Raw genomic sequence first — 25,715 nt, forward strand, 5'->3', positions numbered from 1 at the left:
TCTGAGGCCAAGTAATGGGTTTCTTTGATCGGCTGAGCAGGCTGGTTCGCGCCAATGCCAACGCTGCTGTCAGCGGTATGGAGGACCCGGCCAAGATCCTCGACCAGTCCGTCTCCGACATGCAGGCGGATCTGGTCAAGTTGCGACAGGCCGTTGCTCTCGCGATTGCAAGTCAAAAGCGTTTGACCAACCAGGCTGAACAGGCCGCTGCCCAATCGAAGACCTGGTACGAGCGTGCCGAGCTGGCTCTTAAAAAGGGAGAGGAATCCCTCGCTCGTGAAGCACTCACCCGTCGTAAGACCTTCCAGGAGACGGCGACGTCACTGACATCCCAGGTGCAGGCCCAAGACGGGCAGGTGGAATCCCTCAAGAAGAGTCTGGTCGCCCTCGAAGGAAAAATCGCCGAGGCCAAGACCAAAAAAGACATGCTCAAGGCTCGAGCGCAGGCCGCCAAGGCTCAGCAGCAGCTGCAGAGCGCCGTCGGCAATATCGGCACCGATTCAGCCATGGCTGCCTTCGAGCGGATGGAGGAAAAGGTGGAGGCCCTGGAGGCCACAGGTCAGGCCGCGGCTGAGCTGGCTGGATCTGATCTTGAGAGCCAGTTCGCAGCCCTGGAAAGCGGTGGTGGCGTTGATGAGGACCTCGAAGCGTTGCGCGCTCAGCTGAAGGGAGGCCCTGAAGCGGTCGCTCTGCCGGCGGCCGATGCGGCCGAGGCTGTGAAGCCAGTGCAGGTGGAGGAAGTGGATGCCGAGCTCGAAGATTTGAAGCGATCCATCGACAAGCTCTAACCATCCGGGGAAAGTCATCCGGTTTTCCATAGGATCTGATCAGTCATTTGAGTGCCTTGGCTGGAGCTGTTGCCGATTTCACCGACGCTGGTTTTGAAAGTGAAGTGCTGAAGGCTTCCGGCACTGTCCTTGTGGACTATTGGGCTGCCTGGTGTGGTCCCTGTCGACTGATCGCCCCTCTTATGGATTGGGTCGCTGATGCCTATGGCGATCGCCTGAGCGTTGGCAAGATCGAAGTTGATGCCAATCCGAATACCCGTGACGCCTATCAGGTGCAAGGGATTCCCACGCTGATCCTCTACCGCGACGGTGAGGTGGTGGCGCGGCATGAAGGTGCCATTGCCAAAGCGCAGCTGCAGTCCTTCCTGGATGCCAACCTCTAAGCGGCTCGCGTCGCTGGGTAACGCCGTTTTCGCCCGCGTTGATGCTGCCAAGCATGCTTATCGGGTCCAGGCGTCGTCATCTGAGCGTCCAGATCTGGTGGATCTATCCATCGGATCGTCCGATCTTCGGCCACCCACGGCCCTGCTGGAAACGATGGCCTCAGCGGTCATGGATCCCAGCAGCGGCTCCTATTGCCTTCAGACCGGTCTGAGGCCTCTGCATGCCGCCGTCGCGGACTGGTGTCGCCATCGCTTCGATGTTGCTGTGGATCCCGAGCAGGAGGTTCAGTTCCTGGTGGGATCCCAGGAAGGAACCGCCCATCTGCCGCTGGCGGTGCTCGATCCAGGTGACGCTGCCCTGCATCTGGACCCCTGTTATCCATCCCACACCGGTGGGCTGCATCTTGCGGCAGCTAGTACCAAGGCCTTGCCGCTTTCCCCGGAACAGGATTGGCGACCGGATTTGACGGGCCTCACCTCCCAGCTCTGGGATCAGCTCAAGTTGTTCGTGCTGGGCTATCCCCACAACCCTTCAGCGAGGGTCGGGGATCAGGAAGACCTCAACCGCATCATGTCCACCGGTGCCCGGCACGACGTGGTGATTGCTCACGACAATCCCTATGTCGATCTCGCCTTGGATGGCCAGCCTCCCTGCCTGTTGCAGGCTCCGAAGTGGAGGGCGTCTGGCATTGAATTTTTCTCCCTGTCGAAGGGCTGGTGCCTTGGAGGGTTCAGGCTGGGTTTCGCGGTTGGCGCAGCACCAGTGATTGCCGCATTGCGTCGCACCAAGGCTGTCATCGATTTCAATCAGAGCCTGGCTCTCCAGCACGGTGCGATCAAGGCGTTGCAAGCCTTCCCCGATTGGCCGCAGCAGTTGCATCCGATCTATCGCGAGCGCAGGGATCGTGTGGTGGAGACCCTCACGGCACGTGGATGGTCGGTTCCATGTCCAGAGATGGCGATGTACCTGTGGTTCCCCTTGCCTGCCGCGGCCCGTCGTCAGGGCTGGAATGATGAGGATGCCGCCAGGGAACTTCTCCAGCGCAGCGGTGTCGCGCTAACCCCAGGGTCGGGTTTCGGTGCCGGCGGCCGCCAGTGGCTGCGTATGGCGCTGGTGCGGCCCGTCAACGAACTGGTGGAGGTCGCATCGCGTCTTGCGGATGCAATGGATGACTGATCGATGGATGACCCAGCATCGACGCCCTCAACGGGGTGGTGGTCGTTTATTGGCGATCTACCGCCGTATCGCAGGTTCATCAGCGCGCCCATGGACCATTCGTCGGGTGCCTGTGTGCAGCAGTACAGAGGACTTGCTGGCGGGTTGGTTGCGGGATCAGCCCTCGTTGACGGGGCCGCGCGCTGTGATCGCCACCCACCAGCGCAGGGGAGTTGGCCAGTTGGGTCGAACCTGGCTTTCCCCTGAAGGTGGTGTCTGGATCAGTGCCGCTTTGCCCTGGAGGAGTCATGCGTCTGGTCAAGCCGGTCTCCTTGGCTTGGCGCTGGCACTGTCAGTGACGCAACGGCTTGAGCGGCGGGGCCTTTCGATTCAGATCAAATGGCCCAATGACCTGCTGGTTCGGGGTCGCAAATTGGCCGGTCTTCTTCCGGGGGTGGTGCAGCGTGGTTCCCAGCTGCGTTTGCTGCGCATCGGACTGGGCCTGAATGTGCGGAATCCTGTTCCTGGTGAGGGCATTGCCCTGCGGAGGCTTGAAGGGCAGCAGGCTGCGGATCCGACCCGTTGGACAGCGGAGGTCCTGCTTGCCTTGGATCACTGTCACGGCCTTGGAGGCGATGGTGCCTGGTGCATCGATGGAGTTCAGGCCCGTCTCTGGTCGGATCAGCTCCTTCATCCTCAGGATGGTCAGATCTGGCAAATCACTGGTCTTGAAAACGATGGTGCTCTTCGGTTGCGTCAGGGTTCAAGGACCGAAAGCTGGCGACGCTGGCCCTGAGTTGCACCGCCGTCCATAGGATTTTCCTAGACGATGTCTCATCCAGTGCTGAGCTGGTTAGCGGCGATCTGGATGCTGATCCCACCAGCGGCTGCTCAGGGTTTTGACCAGTCTCTTGATGCTCTGGAGCGCCAACGGGTGATCACTCCCCAGGAGCGCAAGATGCTCCAGCGCGGTGGTGCTCCAGCGGTTCCCATGGGCCCCAGCCGTTTCGAAGACGCCTGTCGCAGTGGGGCTCTGTCGCGTCGTGAGTGTGCCTCCGGTGTGGCTAGGCGTTCGCCTGGGGCACCATCCTCTGCCCGTGTTCGCTTGATCCCCTCCAAGCGGCCGCTGCGTATTCCCGTGTCAGCGCTTCTCGCCCGCGATGGCGGCAGATTCCGGTTGGAATCCGTCTTTGCGGTCACGCCGCGTCCTCTGCCAAGCCCTGGAAATGGCGATAGCCGACTGCTCTTCCCTGTCGCTGGAGACGCCTTCAAAAGCAGTGGGTTTGGCTGGCGTCTGCATCCCATCCTGGGGAGTTGGCTGATGCATGCCGGTCGGGATTTCGCGGCACCTGAGGGGACTCCTGTCGTGGCGGCTCTCTCGGGCCAGGTTTTAACCAGTGGTCTTGCAGGGGGCTATGGCGTCGCCATCGAACTGGAACATGCCGATCCATTGCGTCGCACGCTCTATGGCCACCTCTCGGAGATCTACGTACGACCCGGTCAGCAGGTGCGCCAGGGAGAGGTGATTGGACGTGTTGGCAGCACAGGCCTAAGCACGGGTCCGCATCTGCATTTCGAGTTGCGCACACCATCGCGGGCTGGTTGGCAGGCCGTTGATCCAGGGGATTTGGATTTGTCCTCTGTGATGAGTCTCGAAAATGATCCTGTCTCGGTGCTGCTTGGCCAGGTGTTGCGCAGCCTTGAACGGCAGCAGCCTTAAGGGCACCTGAGCGAAAAACAGTTCTCAGCTCGATTGTTCCCTGAGGATGAATCCAACGCCGCGGACGGTGTGGATCAGGGCTGGAGCATCGTCCAGTTCGACTTTTTGACGCAGATAGCGGATGTAGACATCGAGGAGGTTGTCGTCTCCATAAAAGTTTTCTCCCCAGACCCCATGCATGATCTCCTGACGTTCAAGCACCCTGCCGGCACCTCGCATCAGGAAATTGAGCAGGTCGTATTCCTTCACGGACAGTTTGATGGCTCGATCGCCACGATTCACATCCCGGGTCCGGGTGTTCATGGAGAGGTCGGCGACCTGAAGAACTTCGTTGACGTCGGATCCATTGGCAGGCCCTGAGAATGTTTCAGCGCGGCGGTGCATTGCACGCAGCCGTGCCATCAATTCGTCGATGGAAAAGGGTTTGACCAGGTAATCATCAACACCGGCATCCAGAGCTTTGACCCGATCGGTGATTTCGTCGTGCCCTGTGAGCATCAGGATTGGGATGGTGATTCCCCCGGCTCGGATGCGCTGACAGATGTCGATGCCGCTGAAGTCCGGCAAGTTCCAATCAAGGATGATCAGGTCGGGAGCAGGTTCGGAGCGGCTGCGGATCAGGCCGCTCGCTCCATCAGAAGCGACATCAACGTCATATCCCTCAACATCAAGCTCTAGACGAAGCAGATCGGTCAGTTTGTGTTCGTCGTCAACAAGAAGGACACGGAGACGGGGCTGGGATTCCAGTGACCTCCGGCCTCAAAACCTCACCCCACTCTAGGCACAGAAAGTAATTTCAAGGATTTTGCCCCTACATTGAAATTGGCTGCTTTTCGGGATGTCGTCACCAGGAGCCTGGACACAGGATCGAATCCGAGCACTTCGAGAGCAGGAAGACCTCCCGTTTGTTCGTGCTGATGCTTCGGGAATCGTGCAGGAAATCAACGAACCTTTTAAGGCCGTTTATGGCTGGACCGAAGCAGCTCTACTCGGTCAATCCCTCGGTCTGATCCTGCCTCCAAGCTTTCGCGATTCCCATCACGCCGGGTTTGCTCGTTTCAAACTGACGGAGGTGTCGAAGGTGCTGAATCACCCGTTGAAACTGGCAACGTTTTGCTCGGATGGCCATGCCATTGAGAGTGAACATTTCATCGTGGCTGAGAAACACGATGACGGCAGCTGGTCGTTTGCAGCAACGCTGCGACCCTTGATGGAATCGAGCTGAGATGAGCCGTCTGGCATGAACAGCTCAGCCTCCTCTTCGTCATCCTCAAGTGACAGTGAACTGATCGCGCAATTGCGGCAGTCCCTTGGAATGCTGCAGGTCGCTTTCGATGCGGCCAGCGAAGCCATGGTGATCGTCGATGTGGATCGCAGGATCCATTGGGCCAATCAAGCCTCTGCTGAACTGTTCGTGGGAGGGGTTCCGATTCAGGTGGTCAATCAAACCCTGGCTGATGTTCTGAAGCTCAGGCCCTTGGATGCTCACGCCAAGACAGCTCTTCAGCTGTTGGATCCTCAGATGCCTTTGCCGCGAACCTCTGGAGAGAGTCGTTGTCATGTGCTGTCTCGGGATGGAGATGGTTCACAGGTGCAGTTGTTGCGTTGGCGGCCGGTCGAGTTGATTCAGTCGTCGTTCCTGTTGCTGTCGTTGCGCGACCTCAGCCCTGAGGAACGGGCTCTGGTTCAGCAGCAGCGCTTCATGACCGATCTGACCCACGAGCTGCGCACGCCCCTGGCAATCGTGAGCGGAAATCTGCAACGGATGGCTCGGTTGAAGAACCTTCCCAACGCAGTTAGCTCCCGCCTCACGATGGCCCGAGAGGAAATGGCCCGGATTCAGAAGTTGCTCGGTCATCTCTCGCTGCTCACGCGCCTGGAGGTGGATCCGGATCTGGTCTGCTGTGGCGACCACCCCTTGGGGCCTCTGCTCCAGCGCTGGTATGACGCCTCCCTGGAGTTGGCTCCGCATCTCACGCTGCAGGGTCTGGAATGCGGGGATGACGTGGTGGTCCAAACCGATCCAAGGGCCTTGATGCTGGCGTTGGATCAGTTGCTCGACAATGCTCGCCAGCACGGCGATCGCTCTATGCCGATTGAGCTCAACCTTGCTGGGGGCGATGGGCTGGACCACTGCATCCTGGAGTTCACCAGTCAAAGCCTTGATGCCCCTGTGGCTTCCGAGGATCTGGAACGGTGGTCGTCACCTTTTTTCCGGGGCAAGCCTGATCGGGATGGCCACAAGGTGGAGGGCCCTGGTTTGGGGCTCGCCTTGGCGCGCGAACTGGTTAGTGGGTGTGGAGGAATGCTGACCCTCCACCAGCAGTCTTCATCGCAAGGAACATCCACGATCGTGCGGTTGCTTCTCAGGCTCAGGACATCGACGGCATCCGGAGCAGTTGCGGCAGCTGTTCGAACAGATCCGGCTTAAGCACGTAGGCCTCTGCTCCGTTGGAGAAAGCCTCGCGTCGCTTGTCGTCATCATTGAGAGCTGTCACGATCACCACCCTTTGGGCTGGTCCTGAGGCTGCCTTCAGCTGCAGCTGTTTCAGACAGGTCAAGCCGTCCATGCCCGGCAGCATGAGGTCCAACAGCACCAGATCAAAGTTGTCGGAGCCTGCTGTGTTGAGGAAATCTTCTGCGGAACCGAAGCTGGTGCAGTCGTGCCCCTCATCGGTGATTTCAGCGCAGATCAGCTGCTGAATGCGTGGGTCATCTTCAACGAGTGCAACACGAAGAGCCTTAGGGGTCTCCTCCATTACCACTGCAGCATTGCACTCATTGTGATCATCACCTGAGCACCCGACCATCCTGGAATTGCGCAATCCGCTGCGCTCGGGCCGCAACATCGTCCTCATGGGTGACCATCACCAGGGTGATGCCCTGCTGGTGAAGTTCATCAAACAGCTCCAGCACCTCAGCGGTGGTGCTGGAATCCAGGGCGCCAGTGGGTTCGTCCGCCAGCAGAAGGCTGGGGCGATTGATAATGGCTCTGGCGATGGCCACTCGTTGTTGCTGCCCTCCGGACAGCTGGTTGGGCTTGTTCTCAAGACGCTGCGCCAGGCCAACGCGGCTTAGGGCCGCTTGGGCGCGCTCAATGCGTTCGTCCTTCGGAACTCCCGCGTAGATCATCGGCAGCATCACATTCTCCATGGCGCTGGCATGACCGAGGAGATGGAACTGCTGAAAGACAAATCCAAGCGAGCTGTTACGGACGTCCGCGAGGGCATCGTCGTCCAACTGTTCAACGGCCACTCCATTCAGCCGGTAAGTCCCACAAGTGGGCCGGTCGAGACAGCCAAGAATATTCATCGCCGTGCTTTTTCCGGATCCACTGGCTCCCATCACCGCGAGGTAATCCCCCTCACGGACGGTGAGATTCAGTTGATCAAGTGCTTTGACCTCGAGATCACCTGATCCATAGATCTTGCTGATTTCATTGAGTTCAGCGACTGCCGCTTTTGATCCCTTAGCCAAGGCCTTTCAAGCTGGACAGAGCGATGGCTTGCTGCAGCAGTGGTGTGCCTGAAACTGCTGTGTTGGCCCACTGGAAGAGGGGGTTGGAGAGGATCCCTCCAACAGCGGTGATCGCTACACACCCAATCAGAGCAACACGCAGAGGCTGCATGCCCATCAAGGACCAGTTGACCTCTGGGTAGGCCTTGACGACATCGGAAGCTTCTTGGGGCTCCTTCACCACCATCATCTTGATGACGGAGATGTAGTAGTAAATCGAGACCACAGAAGTGACCAGACCCACCACCACCAACAGGTATTGGTGGTTCGCCCAACCGGCAAAGAACAGATAGATCTTTCCGAAGAAACCAAGCATCGGTGGGATTCCACCCAGGGAGAGCAAACAGAGGCTCAGGCCAAGAGTGATGAGGGGATCTTTTTGGTAGAGGCCTGCGTAATCCGAAATCCGATCACTGCCCGTACGGATGGAGAAGAGAATGATGCAGGCAAAGGCCCCGAGGTTCATAAACAGGTACGCCGCCATATACAGAACCATCGCGGCGAAACCGTCTTCGGTGCCGCAGACCATGCCGATCATCACGAAGCCGGCCTGGCCGATGGAGCTGTAGGCCAGCATTCGCTTCATTGAGGTCTGTGCCAGAGCCACCACGTTTCCGAGGGTCATGCTCAGAACGGCCAGCACTGTGAATAACAGCTTCCACTGGCCATCGAAGGCACCAAAACAGCCAACGAGGATGCGGAGCGCCAACGCAAAGCCCGCAGCTTTGGAGCCCACGGAAAGGAAAGCCACCACAGGGGTTGGAGAGCCCTCGTAGACGTCAGGAGTCCACTGGTGGAAGGGAACAGCAGCGATCTTGAAGGCAACTGTGGCCAGTACAAACACCAATGCCAAGGCGGCGAGAGGAGTGGTGCTGGTCTGCAGGGCGAGTCCGATGGTGTCGAGGCTTGTGCTGCCGCTTAGGCCGTACAGCAAAGAGGAGCCATAGAGAAAAACAGCCGCAGCTGCCGAACCCACCAATAAATATTTGAGCGCTGCTTCGGAGCTGCGGGCATCCCGCTTCATGTAGCCCGACAGCAGGTAGCTGGCTACCGAGAGCGTTTCCAGTGAAATGAACACACTCACCAGATCTGTTGCGCCGCAAAGCAACATCGCGCCGAGTGTGGCGGCGAGAAGGATGGCTGCGTATTCGCCAACAGGCGTACCGCTCTTCTCGGCGTAGCGCCAGCTGATCAGCAGCGACAGCAGGGTGGAGAGGGCGATGACAGCCCTGAAGGCCACAGCAAGGTTGTCGGCGAGAAAGGCCCCGAGGAACGAGGGCTCGAGGGGCGCATTCCACTGCAAGGCCAGCAGGACAAGGGAGCTGCCCAGGCCGAGATAGCAAATCGGGGGTACCCAGCGTGTGGCGACCTTTTCACCGGCCAGGTCCACCAAGAGGGTGGCAATCATCGCCAGCAGCACTGCACCTTCAGGCAGTACAGCGGAGGCATTGAGAGAGAGATTCAGCAGCTCACCAGGGGCGGCCATGGCCTGGGTGGCGAGCAGGAATGCACCCATGTCGGGCATGGCAGCCTGGAACCGTTGCGCTGCGGCGACTGTAGCGGCGCTTGACGCGCAGACGGACATGCAGAGAGATGCTTGGTGCGATAAAGAAGAGGAACGGTTCACTTGCCGCTAGTGGCGCACACCCTCGTCATCGTTGAAAGCCCCACGAAGGCCAAGACCATCCGTGGCTTCCTTCCCAAGGGATTCAAAGTTGAAGCCTCTATGGGGCATGTCCGCGACCTTCCCAACAACGCCAGCGAGATTCCGGCATCTGCCAAAGGGCAGAAGTGGGCCAACCTTGGCGTGAATACGGAAGCGGATTTTGATCCGCTGTATGTGGTCCCGAAGGACAAGAAAAAAGTGGTTCGTGAGTTGAAAGACGCCCTCAAGGGTGCTGATCAGTTGCTGCTGGCAACGGACGAAGACCGGGAAGGAGAGAGCATTAGCTGGCACCTGCTGCAGCTTTTGGCTCCAAAGGTGCCTGTGAAGCGGATGGTGTTCCACGAAATCACCAAGGAAGCCATCGGCAAAGCGCTTGATCAGACCCGCGATCTCGATATGGAGCTGGTCCACGCCCAGGAGACCAGGCGCATCCTCGATCGGCTTGTGGGTTACACCCTTTCTCCTCTCCTCTGGAAAAAGGTGGCCTGGGGGCTCTCCGCCGGACGTGTGCAGTCCGTTGCGGTTCGGCTTCTGGTGCAACGGGAGCGGGCCCGCAGGGCCTTCCGCAGCGGAAGTTACTGGGACCTCAAGGCCAAGCTCGAGCAGTCGGGCAGTGCCTTTGAGGCCAAGCTCACTCATGTGGGTGGACAGCGCATTGCCACCGGCAACGATTTTGATGAAAGCACCGGTGGGCTGAAGGCGGGCAGTGTCGTTCGGCTGCTCAGTGAGAGCGAGGCCAAGGCGTTGGCTGAAACCGTGCGATCGAACGCCTGGACGGTGGATGCGGTGGAGGAGAAGCCCACCGTGCGCAAGCCTGTGCCCCCCTTCACCACGAGCACTCTTCAACAGGAGGCCAATCGCAAACTGCGGCTCTCAGCGCGGGAAACCATGCGCTGTGCCCAGGGCCTCTACGAACGGGGCTTCATCACTTACATGCGCACCGACTCGGTGCATTTGTCTGATCAAGCGATCAATGCATCGCGCAGCTGTGTTGAGAGCCTTTACGGCAAGGAGTATCTGAGCAAGGGGCCGCGGCAATTCAGCACCAAAGCCCGCAACGCCCAGGAGGCTCACGAAGCGATTCGTCCCTCAGGCGAAAGCTTCCGCACCCCCGGCGAAACCGGCCTCGATGGGAGAGACCTGGCGGTCTACGAACTGATCTGGAAGCGCACCGTTGCCAGTCAGATGGCCGAAGCAAGGCTGACGATGCTGTCGGTGGATCTCAGTTCAGGAGAAGCCAGTTTCCGATCCAGCGGCAAGCGCATTGACTTCCCCGGTTTCTTCCGTGCCTACGTGGAGGGAAGTGATGATCCGGATGCAGCACTTGAAGGTCAGGAAGTGTTGTTGCCGGCGCTGAGCGTTGGGGATGCACCAAAGCCGAAGGCTGTTGAGCCGCTGGGTCATCAGACCCAACCCCCGGCACGGTTCAGCGAGGCTTCCCTCGTGAAGATGCTGGAAAAAGAGGGCATCGGTCGGCCGTCGACCTACGCCTCGATCATCGGAACGATCGTTGATCGTGGTTACGCCACGCTCCTGGGCAATGCACTCACCCCCAGCTTCACCGCTTTTGCTGTGACGGCGTTGCTGGAGGAGCATTTCCCCGAGCTGGTCGATACCAGCTTCACCGCTCGGATGGAGAACACTCTGGATGAGATCTCCCACGGCAAGGTGCAGTGGCTTCCCTATCTGGAGGGCTTTTATAAGGGTGATGAGGGTCTTGAAACCCAGGTTCAGCAGCGGGAAGGGGACATCGATCCCGGTGCATCCCGCACCATCGACCTCGAGGGTTTGTCCTCCGTGGTGCGCATCGGCCGTTTTGGCGCCTACTTGGAGGCCAAGCGCGTCAGCGACGATGGTGAGGAGGAGCTGATCAAGGCCACCTTGCCCCGGGAGATCACCCCGGCTGATCTGGATGAAGATCAGGCCGAACTGATCCTCAAGCAGAAGGCTGACGGCCCCGAATCCATTGGCGAGGATCCCGAAACAGGTGACCTGGTCTACCTGCTGTTCGGTCAGTACGGCCCTTATGTGCAGCGGGGGCAGGTGAGTGATGAAAATCCCAAGCCCAAACGCGCGTCTCTTCCCAAGGGACAGAAGCCTGAGGACCTCACCTTGGAGGATGCGCTTGGACTGCTGCGGTTGCCGCGTCTTCTGGGCGAGCACCCGGATGGTGGGCGCATTCAGGCGGGGTTGGGCCGCTTTGGCCCCTACGTGGTTTGGGATAAGGGCAAGGGCGAGAAGGACTACCGATCCCTGAAGGGCGATGACGATGTTCTGGGGGTGGGACTGAGCCGTGCTCTTGAGTTGCTGGCTATGCCCAAACGTGGTCGGGGTGGACGCACCGCCCTTAAAGACCTCGGCAAGCCGGATGGTAGTGATGAAACGATTCAGGTCTATGACGGCCCCTACGGCCTTTATGTCAAGCAGGGCAAGGTGAATGCTTCGCTGCCGGAAGGCAAGGGTGCTGATGATGTGACCCTCGAGGAAGCGGTAGAACTGCTCGCCGCCAAGGCAGCCTCGAAAAAGGGCGCGCGCAAAACCGCCGCCAAAAAAACAGCGGCAAAGAAGCCAGCAGCCAAAAAGCCTGCGGCGAAAAAACCCCCCGCCACCACAAAGACCGGTCGTCTTAGGGCCAGTGCGGTGCGAGTGATCAAGCCAGCTGAAAACTGATGCCCCGTCTGCTTTGGATGCTGCCCGTAGGGCTTCTGCAGGCCTGTGCAGGGACACCGGTCGCCGAGCAGTTGGAACGGTCCTTTGCGGCGCCTGAAGACAGGCCGATGCAGGTTGCGCCAGTTCAGGCTTCCAAGACCAGCCCAACGGGGGACCGTTCCACTGGATCGGCACCTGAGGCTGCATCACCTGCCGAGCCGAACTCCCCAACCCCAGCGATCTCCGCTCCTGTTTCTCAGGATTCGCAGGAGACAGTGCAGGAGACAACACCTCGGCCAACTGCATCACAACGTCTGCCCCAGGCGCCTTACCGGATCACCATCCGTTTGGCAGGAGCCGATCCCGCGGCTCCTGCCGAGGCCGTCACCCGAGCTCTGCGTGAGGCGGATGTCGGCTTTGCGGTTGAACGGATTGAGCGGGTCGAGCCATGACCGCAGAATCCCCCCGGTTGAGTCGCCAGCAGGCACTGAGGCTGGTTGAGGGGGCTTATCTCGCTGCTGCGACTGGTCTGATTTGGCTGGCTCTTTACTACCTTCCGGTGGGTGGTGCTCTCTTCCGCCTGGCCCTTCCTCTTCCACTGATCCTGCTGCAGTTGCGCCGTGGCAGCCGCTCTGGTGCCGAAGGTCTGCTGCTTTCTGTGCTGCTGCTCACAGCGCTGATGGGTCCATTGCGTGGCCCACTTCTGCTGTTCCCTTACGGGCTCCTATCACTGTGGCTGGGCTGGAGCTGGTGCCGGGGTTTCAGCTGGTGGCTGAGCTGGTCGGGCGGAGTCGTTCTTGGAACAGCAGGCTTCCTGGTCAGAGTTGTGGTGCTCTCGTTGCTGGTGGGAGAAAACCTCTGGGTCGTCATTACCCGTGCAGGTTCTGCTCTGCTCGACCGAGTGATCGTGGCGCTTCATCTTCCGATCACCCCCGATCTAATCCAGGTTCAGTTGATGGCGCTTCTCTTGGTGGTGGTTCAGGAGGTCATCTACGTCCTTTCGTTGCATGCTCTGGCGTACTGGATTTTTCCCCGCCTGCGATCACCGATTCCGGAGCCTCCGAGGCTGCTGCATGGACTCGTTGCCCTCGACCCCCTCTGATTCGTCCGTGTTGCCCCAGGGCTGTCAGCAGCTGGGACGTCTCGGAGCAAGCCCTCTGCATGAGGAGTCCCTCCATCCTTGGACGTCCAGGGATCAACTAGTGGATCTGTTATTGGTGCTGGCTGCCACGCAGACGGCGGAGCATGAGGGAATCTCTGCCGCAGGCTCCACTGCGGCCTCGCGTCGCTTCACGGCCCTTGCTGATGCAGAGCTCCTGATCCACGGGCCGGCTGGGCAGCGCCGTTGGCCTCTCCCGCCGCTGCCCGCTGGTGTCTCCCCCGCCCTGCTCAGCCACGTGGCGGCGCGCCGATTGAAGTTGAACCCGCAGGTGGCGGCCCTCGGCTTAACGCAGAGACCCAATTTCCCCCACCTGGAGATTGAAGCCCTGGATCAGGGGCCATCGGCGTGTCTGTCGAGCGGAGCGGCGATGCCGTTGCCGCGGGTGCAGCACCTTTGGCGACGTGGAGAGCTCTTGGGCAGGCGGTTGCAACGCCCCCTGGTGCTCGCGGAATGTGTTCCGGGAGGGACCACAACCGCTCAAGCGGTGCTGACGGCCCTCGGCGTGGAGGTCGCCCATCTGATCAGCGGCAGTGCACGTCACCCCCCTCAGCAGCTCAAGCAAGCGCTGGTGACGGGAGGGCTGCAAAGAGCATCTCTCGGCGCGCATCCTGCCCCCGAGCAGATTCTTGCCGCTGTCGGTGACCCCTTTCAGGCCTTTGCCTCAGGGGTGTTGGTGGGAGCCGTGTCGTCGGGACAACCACTGTTGCTGGGTGGGGGTTGCCAGATGCTGGCTGTTCTGGCTCTTGCGATGCAGGCTTTGCCTGCAAGCCAGCGGGAACGCCTGGCGTCTCAAGTGCTCATCGGCACAACCGGTTGGCTCGCTGATGAGGGAGCCGCTGCTACGAGCCAGTCCCCTTTGGGGGGGCTTGTGGATGCCACCGCAGGCCTTGTGGATACTTCGCTGTCCGTCCTGGCCTGTGGCGTTCGCTTTCACAGCAGCACCCATCAGCCTTTGCTTGATTATGAGCGGGGATACGTGAAAGAAGGTGTGGGGGCTGGTGCACTGTTGCTGCTTGCCCAGCTGCGCGGATGCACTTGTTCCGACCTGGTGCGGGATTGTGAGCGTGCTTTGGAGCAGCTGCTCAACCGCCCCGTAACGTCAACGCCATGAACGTCTGGAGTGAGCGGTTGGGTTCCCTGAGCCGGCGCCATGTGCTCCAGATGATCGGGGCGACGGGGTCAGTCGTGCTGGCCGGCTGTCGTCAGGCGACAGCGGCTCCAACCCTGATGGCCCCGGCTGGAGTGTTGCCGAAACCGTGGGCTGATGCCTTGCCCAAGCCATGGCGGTTGACGCTTGCTCCATCGCAGCAGGACTGGACGCCGCAGGATTGGGCGCGCGCCGATCTGCTGGTGATGGGGGATGGGTGGCTTGACGCCCACCCGCCTGACACGCTGCAACCCATTGCTTCTGAACCGCTTTTCCGTCAATTGGATGGCCAGGCCAAGTCTTTGCTGGAAGCGCTGGGGGAACTGCAGGGTCGGGTGTTGCCGTTGGCCGTTAGTCCCTGGGTGATGTTGCTGCGGGATGACGGGGCCGTGGCGCAGGAGGGTTGGCCCCTGTTGCTGGATTCCGCCTTGGCAGGGCGTGTGGTGCTGCCCGCCAGCCCCCGACTGGTGATGAGCCTGGCGGACCATTTGGGTGGGGGGCAGGCTTTGAGCCAGCTCCGTCGACAGGTGCTCACCTTTGATGATCGTCAGGCCAGCAATTGGCTCCTCAAGGGCGATGCCCGGGTGGTTGTTCTCCCGCTCAACCGCTGCATTGCTCTGCTGAGACGGGATCCGCGTCTTCGGGCTGTTCTGCCCAAATCCGGCGCACCCTTGCACTGGACTGTTCTGCTTCGACCGGAAGCCAGCCGCGAGCCAGTGCCCCAAGGCTGGGTTGAACAGGGTTGGCGGGATCCCCTGCGCCGCCGCCTTATTCAGCTGGGCTGGCGTGCCCCAATCACGTCGTCAGATTCGATGCCGGGGGCAATGGCGGATCAAAACGCTCTGCCTGCTCGTCTCCAGCCCCTGCTGTTTCCTCCCGCCGACACCTGGTCACGCTGTTGGTCGCTGCCGCCGCTGCCGCCGGAAGGGCGCGAGGAGTTGGAACGCCTCTGGAGTGATTCAGCTCCATAGACGTCGTCGCGGTGAAGCCACCAACCGTTGGTGGGTGTCCGCCAGCAGATCAGGGATGGGCAGTTGATGTGGGCATCGGGGCAGGCACTCCCCACAGCGTTCACAGGCAGAGGCATCGTGCTCTTCCCACCAGTGGCCTGCACGGCCGATCAGGTTGTAACGCTCCTGCGCAAAAGCGTTGAGCTCATGGCCGATGGCCAGGTTGCGTAGACGCAACAGTTCGGGAATCGGAACCTGCTTTGGACAGGGGAGGCACGCCTGACACTGTTTGCATTGCTCTTGGCCGAGCCGTTCTTCCTGGCGGGCCTGTGCCGTGAATAAGGCCTTTTGCTCTGCATCGTTGAGCGGGCCATCTGCTTGCGCCAGCCTTGCAGCGAGTTGGAGATCATCGGGAACGGCAGCACCAACAGTCAGGGTGCTGATGCCCTGCGACAGCAGGAATCTGTAGGCCAGTTGCAAAGGCGCAAACGGGGTGCAGTCCTCCACCAGCGTTGGGCTCGGTGCCTGCAGGCGCCCTCCTTTGTCTGCTGGGGAGATCGCCATGACTCCAAGCCCATGGCTCAATGCCCAGTGGGCTAAGGGCAGCCGCTTGGGGTCAAGCCAATGCAAGTGCAGGCTGCAGAAGGTGAATCGCTGGCTGCGCAGCGCCAGATCGATCAGCGGATTGCTGCCATGGCTGCTGAAGCCCACCTGGGTGACGCGGCCGCTGTTGAGGGCCCAGTCGAGAAGTTTGGAACCGTGCCCCACCAGAGCCCAGTCAAGGTGGTCCTTCCGGTTGATGCCATGGACGGCAAGGTTGTCGAGGTGTTGGCAGCCCAGGCGCTCCAGGATCTGGTCAAGGCGACGTTGTCCTTCCTCAAAGGTCAATCCCGGCAGCAGTTTGCTGGTGATCACCCAGTGGTCCGAAGTTCTCCGGGTGTTCTGTCGAAGAGCCTCTCCCAGAAAACGTTCGGCAGGTCCATAGGCAGGGGCGGTTTCAAGGTGGTTGATCCCCGCTGCCGCTGCCGCGTCGAGCACCTCCGCCATCTGGGACCCTGAGTCGAGGGCTCGCATCGTTCCCAGGCTGAACAGGCTGACGGGGCGGCCGCTACCAAAGGTGCGGGTTTTCACTCCTCCGAGGGGGCTTCGTTGTCTTGGTTGCGCAGATGGCGCACCAGTGCGGCAGGGCTGAGGTCGTCGACAAAACGGCTGAAGGCACTTTGATCTTCTGCATCGGCCTCCGCATCCACCGGAATCGATGCTTCAGCTACAACTTCCTCCAGCATCCAAATGCTGCTCCCAGTTCTGATCGCCAGCGCGATGGCGTCGCTGGGTCGGGCATCCACTTCAATGAGTTCCAGCGCTTCGTCTTCGGCTAATTCCCCTTCGTCCAGATCAGGTCGCAGCTTCAAGACTGCGTGAAAGGTGCTGTCTTCGATTGCATGGACAATCACGCGCTCCAGCTCGAGCCCTCCGGCTACCAGCAGAGCTGCCATCAGGTCATGGCTGAGGGGCCGCGGTGGTGCTCCGCCCTGCAGGCCGGCCATGATGTTGTGGGCTTGGGCCTGGTCGATCCAGATCGGAACTTGACGTCGGCCGCTTGGATCCCGCAGGAGCACCATGGGGGTGCGGCTGGCGGCATCGAGGGCAATTCCGGCGACGCTCATTTCGACCATGTCGTCGGCGTGGCTCTATCCGATTATGACTAGGTAGCCGCTGCGAGCGATGTTCACGGGGCTGGTGCAGTCAGTGGGAAGGATTGAGCGTCGTGCCGGGGCTGTTTTGGTCTGGGGCTGTGCTCCCTTTGCTCCCCTGGCGCTTGGCGATAGCGTCGCCGTTGATGGCGTCTGCCTCACGGCCGCTGAGCTGATCGCGGATGGCTTCCGCGCCGATGTGAGTGAGGAAACCCTGCGCCGCACCACGCTCGGACGAAAAGCGGACCGAGGTGGAGCTGTGAACCTCGAGCCGGCGCTTCGGCTGAGCGACCGGCTTGGGGGGCATTTGGTGAGTGGCCATGTGGATGCCACCGGTGAAGTCACCTGCGTGGAGACCCTCCCCCATTCCTGGGCTCTGTCGATTCGCTGGTCTGAAGCCCGATTTGGCCGCTACGTCTGTGAGAAGGCCAGCATTGCTGTGGACGGCATCAGCCTCACAGTGGCGGAGTGTTCAGCGGATGGAACGACTTTCTCCCTCGCTGTCATTCCCCACACCTGGGATGCAACAACGCTGAGGAACCTGGCCGTTGGAGACACCGTGAATCTGGAAGCCGATCAACTGGCTCGTTATGCCGAGCGTTTGCTACTAGCCGATCCTTCTGATGGCCGCAGCACGGAGGAGGGGCTGACATCCGACTGGCTGGCCGCTCACGGCTGGTCCTGATCCATCTGCTGAAGAACGATCATTCCGGAGTCCCGCTGGAGTTCGATCTTGAACTCCTGGCCTGGCTCAAGGCCGAGCCGACGGGTATAGGCGTGGCCGATCAACAGGTTGCCGTTGCCATGAACACGGGTTCGGAACTCGGCCTGCCGACCACGGCTTCCGCCTGAGGAACTGCTGCTGCTTTTCGGCAACTGCCACCCCTGGGCCGCCGCTTTGGCCTCCACCAGGGCGCGATAAAAACTTTTTTTCAGCAGACGTCCACTCGGACCCACATAGCCACAGCCGCGGGCAATGTCGTCTTCCGGCCGATTGCTGAGCGATCTGGCTTTGTCCAGCAGTTCCTTGCCGACCAGCATTTCAGGAATTAATTCAACTGAATTCTGGCCACGCCCGCCAATCAAGGCAAGGGATCAGAGCAGATAAAGGATCACGAAAAGAACCACCCAGATCCCATCCACAAAGTGCCAGTACAACTCCGCTGCCTCCAGGGGGAAGTGGTCGGCTGCGGTTACACGGCCCTCCGGTTGCCTTGCCTGCCACCAGACAATCAGGGTCATCAGGGCGCCGAGGGTTACATGGAGACCATGAAATCCCGTGGCGGCGAAAAAGGTGCTGGCGAAAAGGTTGTCGGTCAGGCCGAAGGGGAGAGTGAAATATTCGACCATCTGGCTCACCAGAAAGGCCAGTCCGAGGCCTGCGGTGATCAGGAGCCAGCGTCGGCAGCGCCTGTGGTCGTCCTGTCGGATCGCTTGGCCAGCACGGTGGAAAGTTGCACTGCTCACCAAGAGAAGAATGGTGTTCAGGATCGGCAGGGGCAGCTCAAGTTCATAAATGGCCCCGTCCGGTAGTGGGTTCACTGCTTTAAAGGTGAGGTAGGCCGCAAAGAAGCCGGCGAAGGTCATGGCGTCCGCCACTAGAAAAGTGGCGAGGCCGAACATGCGGTGATCGGGATGCTCGGCATTCTCCGTATGGCCGTGATCCTGATCTTTGGTGGTGACTGTGGTGGTCATTTGCCGCTGCTCCAGAGATCACGACCGCTGGTTGCGGTGAGGTCAAGCTCGTCCGGTGGGACGCCATATCCGTAGGGCTCTTCCACGAGAGGGGCTTCGCCGATCCAGTTTTCAACTGGTGGCGGAGAACTGGTCAGCCATTCGGGAGTCAGCGCTTCCCAGGGGTTGTCTCCTGCGACAGGACCGCTCAGGGCGCTGTGGATCACATTCCAAAGGAAGGGCAGGGTGCTGATGGCCATCAGCAGGGCTCCTACGGAGCTGATCTGATTGATCAGGGTGAATTGGGGGTCGTATTCAGCAACACGTCGCGGCATGCCGTTGAGGCCCAACCAGTGCTGCGGACCGAAGCACAGATTGAAACCGATGAAGGTGAGAGCACAGTGCAGCCGACCAAGATCCTCATTCAGCATCCGGCCGGTGAATTTGGGGTACCAGTGGTAAATCGACGCGAAGATTACAAAGACCGAACCACCGAAGACGATGTAGTGGAAATGAGCGACGACGAAGTAGGTGTCGTGGACATGGATGTCGAAAGGCACCTGTGCCAAGGCGACGCCTGTGATGCCTCCAAGCACGAAGTTCACAATGAAGCCGCAAGAAAACAGCATGGCGCTGTTGAGGCTGATGCGTCCGCCCCAGAGTGTTGCCAACCAATTGAAGAATTTAATGCCGGTTGGAACAGCAATGAAGGCTGTGGCAATGGTGAAAAACAGTCGCATCCAGGGAGGTGTTCCGCTGGTGAACATGTGGTGGGCCCACACGATCAGGCCCAAAACAACAATGGCCATGATCGAGTACACCATGGTCACGTAGCCGAAAAGCGGCTTGCGGGCATGAACCGGCAAGATTTCGCTCACCAAGCCAAAGGCTGGCAAGACCATGATGTAAACGGCTGGGTGGGAATAGAACCAGAACAGATGCTGGTAGACGACAACATTTCCGCCAAGGGTTGGATTGAAAAATCCTGTGTGGGCAACAATATCGAAACTCAGTAACACCAATGTTCCGGCGAGAACTGGTGTTGAGAGAACCACAAGAATGCTGGTTCCCAACATCGCCCAGCAATACATGGGTAGCTGCATCAACTTCAGGCCGGGGCGACGCAGCTTGAGAATTGTGGCGATGAAATTAATGCCTCCGAAGATCGAGCTTCCGCCAAGCAGCAGCACGCTCAGGATCCAGATGACTTGTCCTGTGGCTGGCGTAGTGATGCTGAGTGGTGGATAAGCGGTCCAGCCAGATTGAGCAGCACCCGTTAGGAAATAGCTGGTGATCAGCATTAATCCGGCTGGAGGAATTAACCAAAATGCAACAGCATTAAGGCGTGGGAAAGCCATGTCCCGCGCTCCAACATAAAAAGGGATTAAATAGTTCCCAAAGGCACCATTCACCACAGGGACGATCCAGAGGAAGATCATCACAGTGCCGTGGAGTGTTAAAACCTGGTTGTAGACATCCCGTGCCATGAAGTCGGAAACGGGGCTGGTGAGTTCCGTTCGAATCGCACCCGCCAGTGCTCCGCCAATGAGATAAAAAGCAAAGCCACAAACGAGGTACTGCAGCCCGATCACCTTGTGATCAACGCTGAAGCTGAAATACCGCAACCATCCGCTGGGTTGAAGACGTGGGGGACTGGATGTTTCAGGGGGCAGGCTGATGGTCATGTCAGGCGTTCGCGATGTTGATGGGCTCGTCTTCCGGTGCTGCTTTGGCGTTTTGTTTGTACCAGTTGTTCCAGTCTTCCGGGCTTTCCACCACGACTGTGGAGCGCATTCCGCCGTGGTAAGGGCCACAGAGTTCGGCGCAAACGATCGGATAGCGTCCCGTGCGGGTTGGCGTAAAGCTCAGCTGGGTTGGTTGGCCTGGGATGACATCCTGTTTCAAGCGAAATTCAGGGACCCAAAATGCATGAATCACATCTTTTGCTTCCATGCGAAGGGTGATTGGTCGATCGGATGGAACATGAAGCTCGCCTGAAGTGATATCCCCATCTGGGTAATGAAAGAGAAAGGCAAATTGCATGGCCGTCACTTCAACGGGTAAGACATTCGTTGCTGCCGCTGATTCAATCGATCCGGAACTGATGCCTCCCCATATCTGCTCCTCGTGGGACCCACCCATGTGGTCATGGGCCAGTGGCACCATGCCACCCATCCGGTCGTAGATGTCGTAGCTGTATAGGCCAACAAAAAGCACGACAATAGCTGGAACTGCTGTCCAGAAAATTTCAAGGGGAAGATTGCCTTCAATGGCTAAACCATCACCAAGTTGACCGCTACGCCGTCGGAATCGAATCAAGCTGAAGATGAGAAGACCAGTAATTCCAACAAACAGAATGCTGCCAATCGTGAACAGAACCTTAAACAGTTCGTCGTAAATTGGCGCGTTGGCGCTCGCGTCAATGGGAAGGAGGTTGATGTTCTGACCGATCCAAAGACCGCCCAAAGCAAGGACCATCCCAATCACTAACGTGAGAATGGCGGATGGGATCTGCACCCGATGAATCCCAGGTTTTCAACAGCGTATGGGCCTGGCTGCGTATCTCCATGAAGTGATTGTTAAGGCCTCATTTCTGTCAGGGAAAGGGGATGATCTTTCCCCCTTTTGTTTCGCAGATGGCCATAAAGCATGACGCCATGTTCTGCATCGCTACGGTCCGAGCAATCCCTTCTGGGTTGCATCGGATGGAGCTTGTTCGATGATCCTTTCTTCAATGTCGACTCTTCGTCGACGTCTTGGGTTGTTATCGGCGCACTTGGTAGTCGCCGTCATCGCTTTGGTGGTGATCGGTGGTGCGACGCGCGTGATGGAGGCCGGCTTGGCCTGTCCCGACTGGCCTTTGTGCTTTGGCTCATTTCTGCCGGGTCGCCAGATGAATGTTCAGGTGTTTCTGGAATGGTTCCATCGCCTTGACGCTTTCGTCGTTGGCATCGCCCTGGTGGTGATGGCTGTGACGACGACGGTTCGGCGGCGTCAGCTTCCTTCATGGCTGCCCTGGCTGGCGGCTGGTCTGATGGTTCTTGTGGCCATGCAGGGAGGGCTGGGTGCTTTGACGGTGACCCACCTGCTCCCATCGGGTGTCGTGACTGCCCATTTGGCTCTTGCTCTCACGCTTGTTGCACTGCTGAGTGGGTTGACGCAACGCCTGCTTCATCCCGCTGCCGTCGCCGCTCCGCTCTGGTGGCGCATCTCGGCACTGCTTGGACTGTTGTCGGTCTTTACCCAATGTCTTCTCGGTGGTCGACTAGCCACCTCTTGGGCAGGGCAGCGTTGCCTCGCTGGGGGCGAGGCCTGTCATCTGGTTCTCTCCCATCGCGTCACGGCGATGCCGGTGGCCGTTGTTCTGCTGGTCTTCGCCGGAGCGGCACTGCTGGCTGGTGGTTGGGCCCGCCGCCAGTGGCCCTGGCTTGCTGGGGTGGTTCTCCTGGTGCTGACTCAGGTGGCGCTGGGTGTCCTCACCCTTCGCCTCGGTCTGTCGCAACCCGCGGTGACCATTGCTCACCAGCTCGTGGCTGCCCTGTTGATCGCCCTGATGGCGGCGCTTCTGGTCCGATCTCCGGAGGGCCGCCCCTCACCGTCCCGTTCCGTCGTTCTCGACGACACCTCGTTGGAGGCCTGTCATGGCTGAACTCACAGCAATCGTTCGTCCGACCCGTGAGGAGGTGGTTCCCTCCCGCAAGCGGGTGAAACTTCCAGCCTGGCTGGAAGTCGCCAAACCGCGACTCATCCCTCTGCTGCTTGCCACCACTCTGGGGGGAATGGCTCTCAGTGAGGGCTGGCCTCTCTCCTCGCCGCGGCTGGTCTGCACCCTGGGGGGAGGAGCTCTCGCTTCAGCTGCCGCTGGTGTTCTGAACTGTCTGTGGGAACAGGATCTCGATGGCCGGATGGCCCGCACCAGCGGTCGGGCACTTCCCTCCGGTCGGCTTTCGCCCACCAGTGCGTTCGCCGGAGCCATCGCCTGCACTTTGGCAGCGGCGATGTTGCTGGTGAGTGGCGTGAACTGTCTCGCTGCCGGACTGTCCCTGCTCGGTCTTTGCAGTTACGTCCTGCTCTATACAGCTCTGCTCAAGCCACGGACGTCACAGAACATCGTCATTGGTGGCGTCGCCGGGGCGATTCCACCCCTTGTGGGGGCTGCTGCCGCCACCGGTCATGTTGGCCTCGGGGGCTGGTGGCTGTTCGCTCTGGTGATGGTCTGGACGCCAGCCCACTTCTGGGCGTTGGCACTTTTGTTGCGCGAGGACTACCGCGCTGTTGGTATTCCGATGCTGCCGGTCGTCAAAGGGCCTGTGGTGACAGCGCGGGCGATCAAGACCTATGGCTGGATCACCGTCCTGCTGAGCGGTTTGGGAGTGTTCGCCCTGCCCTCCGGTGGTGTCTTCTACGGTCTGATGCTGCTTCCCTACAACGGTCGGCTGCTACAGCTCGTCGACCGACTTTCTCTTGATCCCGACAGCCTTCTGAATGCCAAGGCTCTGTTCCGTTGGTCGATTCTTTACCTGTTCGGTCTGTGCCTGCTGCTGATTCTCAGTCGAACGGATCTTGCATCAGGCTTTGCTTACCAGGTGATGCAGCTTCTCTACCTGCTCATGGGGATTCAATGAACACTCTTTAGATTCTCTGGATTGCCCGAGGATGTCCCTGACGGTGCCTGATGGCGTTGATTGAACTGCGGAAGATTTCCAAGTCCTACGGCTCGGTTACGGCTCTACGTGAGCTTGATCTCACCGTTCCTGAAGGCTGCCTCTACGGGCTTCTTGGCCCGAATGGTGCCGGTAAAACAACGGCCATGCGCATTCTGGCCACCCTGCTCGCCCCCGATGGCGGTTCCGTACATGTGGGCGGTGTGGACGGGCTGGCGGAGCCAAGAGCCGTCCGCCAACTCATGGGTTATGTGGCCCAAGAGGTAGCTATTGACAAGATTCTGAGCGGTCGAGAACTGCTGCAGCTTCAAGGTGATCTTTACCACTTGCAGCGGAAGGATCGCGAGACCCGAATTGCTGATCTGATTGACCGCCTCGCCATGGTCGACTGGATAGATCGCCGCTGCGGTACCTATTCCGGTGGCATGCGTCGGCGGCTTGATCTGGCGGCCGGTTTGCTGCACAGCCCCCGGTTGCTCGTGCTTGATGAACCCACCGTTGGATTGGACATCGAGAGCAGGAGTGCCATCTGGCAACTGTTGCGTCAGCTGGTTCAGGAGGGCACCACTGTTCTTCTGAGCAGTCACTACCTGGAAGAGGTGGAGGCACTTGCTGATCAGATGGCGATCATCGATGACGGCCGGGTGATAGCTGAAGGCACTCCGGACCAGCTCAAGCAAAGGCTTGGGGGTGATCGCGTCACCCTCCGGGTTCGAGAGTTCAGCACTGCTGAAGAGGCGGCCAAGGTGCGTGCGCTGCTTGAACCGCTGAATGGGGTTCTTGAGGTGGTGGTTAACCGAGCTCAGGGGTTTTCCCTCAACCTGGTGATTGAAGGTGGGCCCGTGATCGACCAGCTTCGTCAAACCCTTGATGGTGCAGGCTTCCCTGTCTTTGCCTTGGCCCAAAGCCGTCCAAGCCTCGATGATGTCTACCTTCAGGCAACAGGACGCACCCTGATGGATGCTGAACTGGCCATCGCAGGCCAGCGCGACGTCAAGAAGGAAAAGCGTCAATCCATGCGTTGAGTGCCAATGATGACCTCCCCCACAGCATCAATTGCTCTCCAGCAGCAGCAATCCGGAGCCTTCGCTGAGCTCAGCCAGGAGACTTGGGCTCTTACCCGGCGTTTGTTTCTTCAGTTAATGCGTCGTCCCTCGACCTTGATCGCTGGGATTCTGCAACCATTGATCTGGTTGATTCTGTTCGGCGCGCTCTTCGCTAACGCCCCTGAGGGCCTGCTCCCAGGCGGGATGAGCTATGGCCGTTTTCTTGGCGCTGGAGTCATTGTCTTCACGGCATTCAGCGGTGCTCTGAACGCCGGGCTACCGGTGATGTTCGACCGCGAATTCGGCTTCCTCAACCGTTTACTTGTGGCACCCCTGCGAAGCCGCAGTTCCATCGTGCTTGCGTCGGTGATCTATATCACCGCGCTCAGCCTGCTGCAGAGTTTGGTCATCATGGGCACGGCGGCCGTGCTCGGCTACGGGTGGCCTGGCGTCAGCGGCCTTGTTTTGGTGCTGGTGACGCTGCTGCTCTTGGTGTTTGCCGTGACAGCCCTCAGCCTTGGTTTGGCGTTCGCTTTGCCGGGCCACATCGAGTTGATCGCCGTGATTTTTGTGGCCAACTTGCCCTTGCTCTTCGCCAGCACGGCCCTTGCTCCTTTGACCTTCATGCCGACCTGGCTGGGGTGGCTTGCGGCCTTGAATCCTCTTACCTTCGCGATTGAACCCATTCGAGCGGCCTACCAAGGTCCTCTTGACCTCTCGGCTGTTTTGTTGGAGGCCCCCTACGGGGATGTCACCGGCACCACTTGCCTGCTGATCCTTCTGCTCCTCACCATCGGGCTGTTTCTTGTGATTCGCCCGCTGCTCAACCGCAAACTTTCCTGAATCCGTGCTTTCTTCTCCGTTTCAGCAGCCGTCGCGTCGACAGAACGCTCTGGCCCTTCAGATCCAGGAGGCCAGGATCACAAGCGATGAGGCCTTGCTGTCTCGCCTGATTAGTCAGTGGGTTCACCGCTACGGATTTAAAAGCGCTGGTGATCTTGACCTGAGCTTGCCTGAGCCGACGGTCTCGGATCGTGAGTTCAGTTCCACTCGTGAGTTCAGTTCCACAGTGGCTGACTCCAGCGTTTCTCCTGCTGTTGATCCTTTGCAGATTTCGGTTGCTGAGGAGCCTTCCTTCGCTCCTGAGATCCTGGTTGAGGAAGAGGTTGTAGCGGAGGAAGAGTTGTTGGTTGAGGAAGAGGTTGTAGCGGAGGAAGAGTTGTTGGTTGAGGAAGAGGTTGTAGCGGAGGAAGAGTTGTTGGTTGAGGAAGAGGTTGTAGCGGAGGAAGAGTTGTTGGTTGAGGAAGAGGTTGTAGCGGAGGAAGAGTTGTTGGTTGAGGAAGAGGTTGTAGCCGAGGAAGAGTTGTTGGTTGAAGGGACGGCTCTTCAACAGACCTTCACTGCTGGTCCTGTGCCGGCTCCCCCCATCAGTACTCCGCGTTCGCTTCAGCGTTGGCTTCCGCGCCGAGAGGATGACGATTTCCAGAAGGCTGCCTGAGC

General features: G+C 59.5%; 28 protein-coding genes. 18 read left to right on the top strand and 10 right to left on the bottom strand.

The features are described 5' to 3' along the window. The first annotated feature begins 14 nt into the window (after positions 1-14). Genes DXY30_RS11305 through DXY30_RS11325 form a run of 5 tightly spaced genes read left to right on the top strand, consistent with a single transcriptional unit; the run spans position 15 to position 4,047 of the window. Positions 15-788: a PspA/IM30 family protein gene (locus DXY30_RS11305; protein ID WP_115095045.1), complete on the top strand. Its 774-nt coding sequence runs from the start codon at positions 15-17 to the stop codon at positions 786-788. Between the two features lie 56 nt (positions 789-844). Further along, on the top strand, positions 845-1,171 hold the full coding sequence (gene trxA / locus DXY30_RS11310) for a thioredoxin (RefSeq protein WP_170951245.1): 327 nt from the start codon (positions 845-847) through the stop codon (positions 1,169-1,171). After that, positions 1,158-2,348: an aminotransferase class I/II-fold pyridoxal phosphate-dependent enzyme gene (locus DXY30_RS11315; RefSeq protein ID WP_115095047.1), complete on the top strand. Its 1,191-nt coding sequence runs from the start codon at positions 1,158-1,160 to the stop codon at positions 2,346-2,348. Before trxA ends, DXY30_RS11315 begins: the two co-directional genes overlap by 14 nt. 7 nt (positions 2,349-2,355) lie before the next feature. Further along, on the top strand, positions 2,356-3,123 hold the full coding sequence (locus tag DXY30_RS11320; protein ID WP_115095189.1) for a biotin--[acetyl-CoA-carboxylase] ligase: 768 nt from the start codon (positions 2,356-2,358) through the stop codon (positions 3,121-3,123). A 33-nt stretch (positions 3,124-3,156) separates the two neighbouring features. After that, a complete protein-coding gene (locus tag DXY30_RS11325; RefSeq protein ID WP_371638806.1) occupies positions 3,157-4,047 on the top strand; it encodes a M23 family metallopeptidase in 891 nt (296 codons plus the stop codon). Between the two features lie 24 nt (positions 4,048-4,071). Here DXY30_RS11325 and DXY30_RS11330 read toward each other — a convergent pair whose 3' ends face one another. Then, a complete protein-coding gene (locus DXY30_RS11330; RefSeq protein ID WP_115095048.1) occupies positions 4,072-4,794 on the bottom strand; it encodes a response regulator transcription factor in 723 nt (240 codons plus the stop codon). Between the two features lie 91 nt (positions 4,795-4,885). Between DXY30_RS11330 and DXY30_RS11335 the strand changes: the two genes are divergently transcribed. Together DXY30_RS11335 and DXY30_RS11340 are read left to right on the top strand one after the other, a co-directional pair. After that, positions 4,886-5,272, top strand: coding sequence for a PAS domain-containing protein (locus DXY30_RS11335; protein ID WP_115095049.1), 387 nt, complete (start codon positions 4,886-4,888; stop codon positions 5,270-5,272). A 15-nt stretch (positions 5,273-5,287) separates the two neighbouring features. Then, positions 5,288-6,478 (top strand): PAS domain-containing sensor histidine kinase, encoded by a 1,191-nt coding sequence (locus DXY30_RS11340; protein ID WP_115095050.1) that lies wholly within the window; start codon positions 5,288-5,290, stop codon positions 6,476-6,478. Here the strand turns inward: DXY30_RS11340 and DXY30_RS11345 are convergent. From DXY30_RS11345 to DXY30_RS11355, 3 genes are read right to left on the bottom strand one after another with little or no spacing between them, the layout of a single operon-like run. Further along, entirely contained in the window at positions 6,420-6,806 is a 387-nt protein-coding gene (locus tag DXY30_RS11345) for a response regulator (protein WP_115095051.1), read from the bottom strand. The two genes, DXY30_RS11340 and DXY30_RS11345, sit on opposite strands and share 59 nt — an antisense overlap. 31 nt (positions 6,807-6,837) lie before the next feature. Beyond that, positions 6,838-7,524, bottom strand: coding sequence for an ABC transporter ATP-binding protein (locus DXY30_RS11350; protein ID WP_115095052.1), 687 nt, complete (start codon positions 7,522-7,524; stop codon positions 6,838-6,840). Beyond that, positions 7,517-9,088 carry an NAD(P)H-quinone oxidoreductase subunit N gene (locus DXY30_RS11355; RefSeq protein WP_115024090.1) on the bottom strand — a complete coding sequence of 524 codons (1,572 nt, stop codon included), beginning with the start codon at positions 9,086-9,088 and terminating at the stop codon, positions 7,517-7,519. The genes DXY30_RS11350 and DXY30_RS11355 overlap by 8 nt, the downstream gene beginning before the upstream one ends. Before the next feature lie 111 nt (positions 9,089-9,199). Between DXY30_RS11355 and topA the strand changes: the two genes are divergently transcribed. Genes topA through DXY30_RS11380 form a run of 5 tightly spaced genes read left to right on the top strand, consistent with a single transcriptional unit; the run spans position 9,200 to position 15,158 of the window. Beyond that, positions 9,200-11,899, top strand: coding sequence for a type I DNA topoisomerase (topA, locus tag DXY30_RS11360; RefSeq protein ID WP_115095053.1), 2,700 nt, complete (start codon positions 9,200-9,202; stop codon positions 11,897-11,899). Then, the gene (locus tag DXY30_RS11365; RefSeq protein WP_115095054.1) at positions 11,899-12,330 is read left to right on the top strand and encodes a hypothetical protein; all 432 of its coding nucleotides are present in this window, start codon (positions 11,899-11,901) and stop codon (positions 12,328-12,330) included. The genes topA and DXY30_RS11365 overlap by 1 nt, the downstream gene beginning before the upstream one ends. Then, the gene (locus DXY30_RS11370) at positions 12,327-12,980 is read left to right on the top strand and encodes a DUF2232 domain-containing protein (RefSeq protein WP_115095055.1); all 654 of its coding nucleotides are present in this window, start codon (positions 12,327-12,329) and stop codon (positions 12,978-12,980) included. The genes DXY30_RS11365 and DXY30_RS11370 overlap by 4 nt, the downstream gene beginning before the upstream one ends. Continuing rightward, the gene (locus DXY30_RS11375; RefSeq protein WP_115095056.1) at positions 12,952-14,151 is read left to right on the top strand and encodes a nicotinate-nucleotide--dimethylbenzimidazole phosphoribosyltransferase; all 1,200 of its coding nucleotides are present in this window, start codon (positions 12,952-12,954) and stop codon (positions 14,149-14,151) included. The genes DXY30_RS11370 and DXY30_RS11375 overlap by 29 nt, the downstream gene beginning before the upstream one ends. Next, positions 14,148-15,158 carry an ABC transporter substrate-binding protein gene (locus DXY30_RS11380; RefSeq protein ID WP_115095057.1) on the top strand — a complete coding sequence of 337 codons (1,011 nt, stop codon included), beginning with the start codon at positions 14,148-14,150 and terminating at the stop codon, positions 15,156-15,158. Before DXY30_RS11375 ends, DXY30_RS11380 begins: the two co-directional genes overlap by 4 nt. Here the strand turns inward: DXY30_RS11380 and DXY30_RS11385 are convergent. Both DXY30_RS11385 and DXY30_RS11390 read right to left on the bottom strand, forming a co-directional pair. Continuing rightward, positions 15,147-16,268: an aldo/keto reductase gene (locus tag DXY30_RS11385; RefSeq protein WP_115095058.1), complete on the bottom strand. Its 1,122-nt coding sequence runs from the start codon at positions 16,266-16,268 to the stop codon at positions 15,147-15,149. The genes DXY30_RS11380 and DXY30_RS11385 overlap by 12 nt on opposite strands. Continuing rightward, on the bottom strand, positions 16,265-16,813 hold the full coding sequence (locus DXY30_RS11390; protein WP_115024079.1) for a bifunctional nuclease family protein: 549 nt from the start codon (positions 16,811-16,813) through the stop codon (positions 16,265-16,267). Before DXY30_RS11390 ends, DXY30_RS11385 begins: the two co-directional genes overlap by 4 nt. Before the next feature lie 49 nt (positions 16,814-16,862). On the opposite strand from DXY30_RS11390, the gene DXY30_RS11395 reads away from it, so the two are divergent. After that, positions 16,863-17,516: a riboflavin synthase gene (locus tag DXY30_RS11395; RefSeq protein WP_115095059.1), complete on the top strand. Its 654-nt coding sequence runs from the start codon at positions 16,863-16,865 to the stop codon at positions 17,514-17,516. Here DXY30_RS11395 and DXY30_RS11400 read toward each other — a convergent pair. Genes DXY30_RS11400 through DXY30_RS11415 form a run of 4 tightly spaced genes read right to left on the bottom strand, consistent with a single transcriptional unit; the run spans position 17,501 to position 21,022 of the window. Continuing rightward, positions 17,501-17,872: an AbrB-like transcriptional regulator gene (locus DXY30_RS11400; RefSeq protein ID WP_011363609.1), complete on the bottom strand. Its 372-nt coding sequence runs from the start codon at positions 17,870-17,872 to the stop codon at positions 17,501-17,503. The genes DXY30_RS11395 and DXY30_RS11400 overlap by 16 nt on opposite strands. A 54-nt stretch (positions 17,873-17,926) precedes the next feature. Then, a complete protein-coding gene (locus tag DXY30_RS11405; RefSeq protein WP_115095060.1) occupies positions 17,927-18,526 on the bottom strand; it encodes a cytochrome c oxidase subunit 3 in 600 nt (199 codons plus the stop codon). Then, positions 18,523-20,190 carry a cytochrome c oxidase subunit I gene (gene ctaD, locus DXY30_RS11410; protein ID WP_115095061.1) on the bottom strand — a complete coding sequence of 556 codons (1,668 nt, stop codon included), beginning with the start codon at positions 20,188-20,190 and terminating at the stop codon, positions 18,523-18,525. The genes DXY30_RS11405 and ctaD overlap by 4 nt, the downstream gene beginning before the upstream one ends. 1 nt (position 20,191) lies before the next feature. Next, on the bottom strand, positions 20,192-21,022 hold the full coding sequence (locus tag DXY30_RS11415; protein ID WP_115095062.1) for a cytochrome c oxidase subunit II: 831 nt from the start codon (positions 21,020-21,022) through the stop codon (positions 20,192-20,194). Positions 21,023-21,224: 202 nt separating this feature from the next. Between DXY30_RS11415 and DXY30_RS11420 the strand changes: the two genes are divergently transcribed. Genes DXY30_RS11420 through DXY30_RS11440 form a run of 5 tightly spaced genes read left to right on the top strand, consistent with a single transcriptional unit; the run spans position 21,225 to position 25,713 of the window. Beyond that, entirely contained in the window at positions 21,225-22,154 is a 930-nt protein-coding gene (locus DXY30_RS11420) for a COX15/CtaA family protein (RefSeq protein ID WP_115095063.1), read from the top strand. Next, complete coding sequence (locus DXY30_RS11425; protein ID WP_115095064.1) at positions 22,147-23,130, top strand: heme o synthase; 984 nt, start codon at positions 22,147-22,149, stop codon at positions 23,128-23,130. Before DXY30_RS11420 ends, DXY30_RS11425 begins: the two co-directional genes overlap by 8 nt. A gap of 50 nt (positions 23,131-23,180) precedes the next feature. Then, positions 23,181-24,194, top strand: a complete 1,014-nt coding sequence (locus DXY30_RS11430; RefSeq protein ID WP_115095065.1) for an ABC transporter ATP-binding protein — start codon at positions 23,181-23,183, stop codon at positions 24,192-24,194. Between the two features lie 9 nt (positions 24,195-24,203). Further along, entirely contained in the window at positions 24,204-25,058 is an 855-nt protein-coding gene (locus tag DXY30_RS11435; protein ID WP_115095191.1) for an ABC transporter permease, read from the top strand. 4 nt (positions 25,059-25,062) lie between these two features. Further along, positions 25,063-25,713, top strand: a complete 651-nt coding sequence (locus DXY30_RS11440; protein WP_115095066.1) for a hypothetical protein — start codon at positions 25,063-25,065, stop codon at positions 25,711-25,713. Positions 25,714-25,715: the final 2 nt, after the last annotated feature.

The sequence above is a fragment of the Synechococcus sp. UW106 genome (assembly GCF_900474015.1).
Lineage (GTDB): Bacteria > Cyanobacteriota > Cyanobacteriia > PCC-6307 > Cyanobiaceae > Parasynechococcus.

Excerpts from the sequence above, each read along its gene's own strand:
- DXY30_RS11400 (WP_011363609.1), bottom strand. The coding sequence starts at position 17,872 with ATGCTGGTCGGCAAGGAACTGCTGGACAAAGCCAGATCGCTCAGCAAT.
- DXY30_RS11335 (WP_115095049.1), top strand. The coding sequence starts at position 4,886 with ATGTCGTCACCAGGAGCCTGGACACAGGATCGAATCCGAGCACTTCGA.
- DXY30_RS11420 (WP_115095063.1), top strand. The coding sequence starts at position 21,225 with ATGATCCTTTCTTCAATGTCGACTCTTCGTCGACGTCTTGGGTTGTTA.
- DXY30_RS11355 (WP_115024090.1), bottom strand. The coding sequence starts at position 9,088 with ATGCCCGACATGGGTGCATTCCTGCTCGCCACCCAGGCCATGGCCGCC.
- DXY30_RS11395 (WP_115095059.1), top strand. The coding sequence starts at position 16,863 with ATGTTCACGGGGCTGGTGCAGTCAGTGGGAAGGATTGAGCGTCGTGCC.
- DXY30_RS11435 (WP_115095191.1), top strand. The coding sequence starts at position 24,204 with ATGACCTCCCCCACAGCATCAATTGCTCTCCAGCAGCAGCAATCCGGA.
- DXY30_RS11405 (WP_115095060.1), bottom strand. The coding sequence starts at position 18,526 with ATGACCACCACAGTCACCACCAAAGATCAGGATCACGGCCATACGGAG.
- DXY30_RS11325 (WP_371638806.1), top strand. The coding sequence starts at position 3,157 with ATGTCTCATCCAGTGCTGAGCTGGTTAGCGGCGATCTGGATGCTGATC.
- ctaD (WP_115095061.1), bottom strand. The coding sequence starts at position 20,190 with ATGACCATCAGCCTGCCCCCTGAAACATCCAGTCCCCCACGTCTTCAA.
- DXY30_RS11320 (WP_115095189.1), top strand. The coding sequence starts at position 2,356 with ATGACCCAGCATCGACGCCCTCAACGGGGTGGTGGTCGTTTATTGGCG.
- DXY30_RS11365 (WP_115095054.1), top strand. The coding sequence starts at position 11,899 with ATGCCCCGTCTGCTTTGGATGCTGCCCGTAGGGCTTCTGCAGGCCTGT.
- DXY30_RS11345 (WP_115095051.1), bottom strand. The coding sequence starts at position 6,806 with ATGGAGGAGACCCCTAAGGCTCTTCGTGTTGCACTCGTTGAAGATGAC.
- DXY30_RS11430 (WP_115095065.1), top strand. The coding sequence starts at position 23,181 with ATGGCGTTGATTGAACTGCGGAAGATTTCCAAGTCCTACGGCTCGGTT.
- DXY30_RS11305 (WP_115095045.1), top strand. The coding sequence starts at position 15 with ATGGGTTTCTTTGATCGGCTGAGCAGGCTGGTTCGCGCCAATGCCAAC.
- DXY30_RS11340 (WP_115095050.1), top strand. The coding sequence starts at position 5,288 with ATGAACAGCTCAGCCTCCTCTTCGTCATCCTCAAGTGACAGTGAACTG.
- DXY30_RS11375 (WP_115095056.1), top strand. The coding sequence starts at position 12,952 with ATGGACTCGTTGCCCTCGACCCCCTCTGATTCGTCCGTGTTGCCCCAG.
- DXY30_RS11380 (WP_115095057.1), top strand. The coding sequence starts at position 14,148 with ATGAACGTCTGGAGTGAGCGGTTGGGTTCCCTGAGCCGGCGCCATGTG.
- DXY30_RS11425 (WP_115095064.1), top strand. The coding sequence starts at position 22,147 with ATGGCTGAACTCACAGCAATCGTTCGTCCGACCCGTGAGGAGGTGGTT.
- DXY30_RS11370 (WP_115095055.1), top strand. The coding sequence starts at position 12,327 with ATGACCGCAGAATCCCCCCGGTTGAGTCGCCAGCAGGCACTGAGGCTG.
- DXY30_RS11390 (WP_115024079.1), bottom strand. The coding sequence starts at position 16,813 with ATGGTCGAAATGAGCGTCGCCGGAATTGCCCTCGATGCCGCCAGCCGC.
- DXY30_RS11315 (WP_115095047.1), top strand. The coding sequence starts at position 1,158 with ATGCCAACCTCTAAGCGGCTCGCGTCGCTGGGTAACGCCGTTTTCGCC.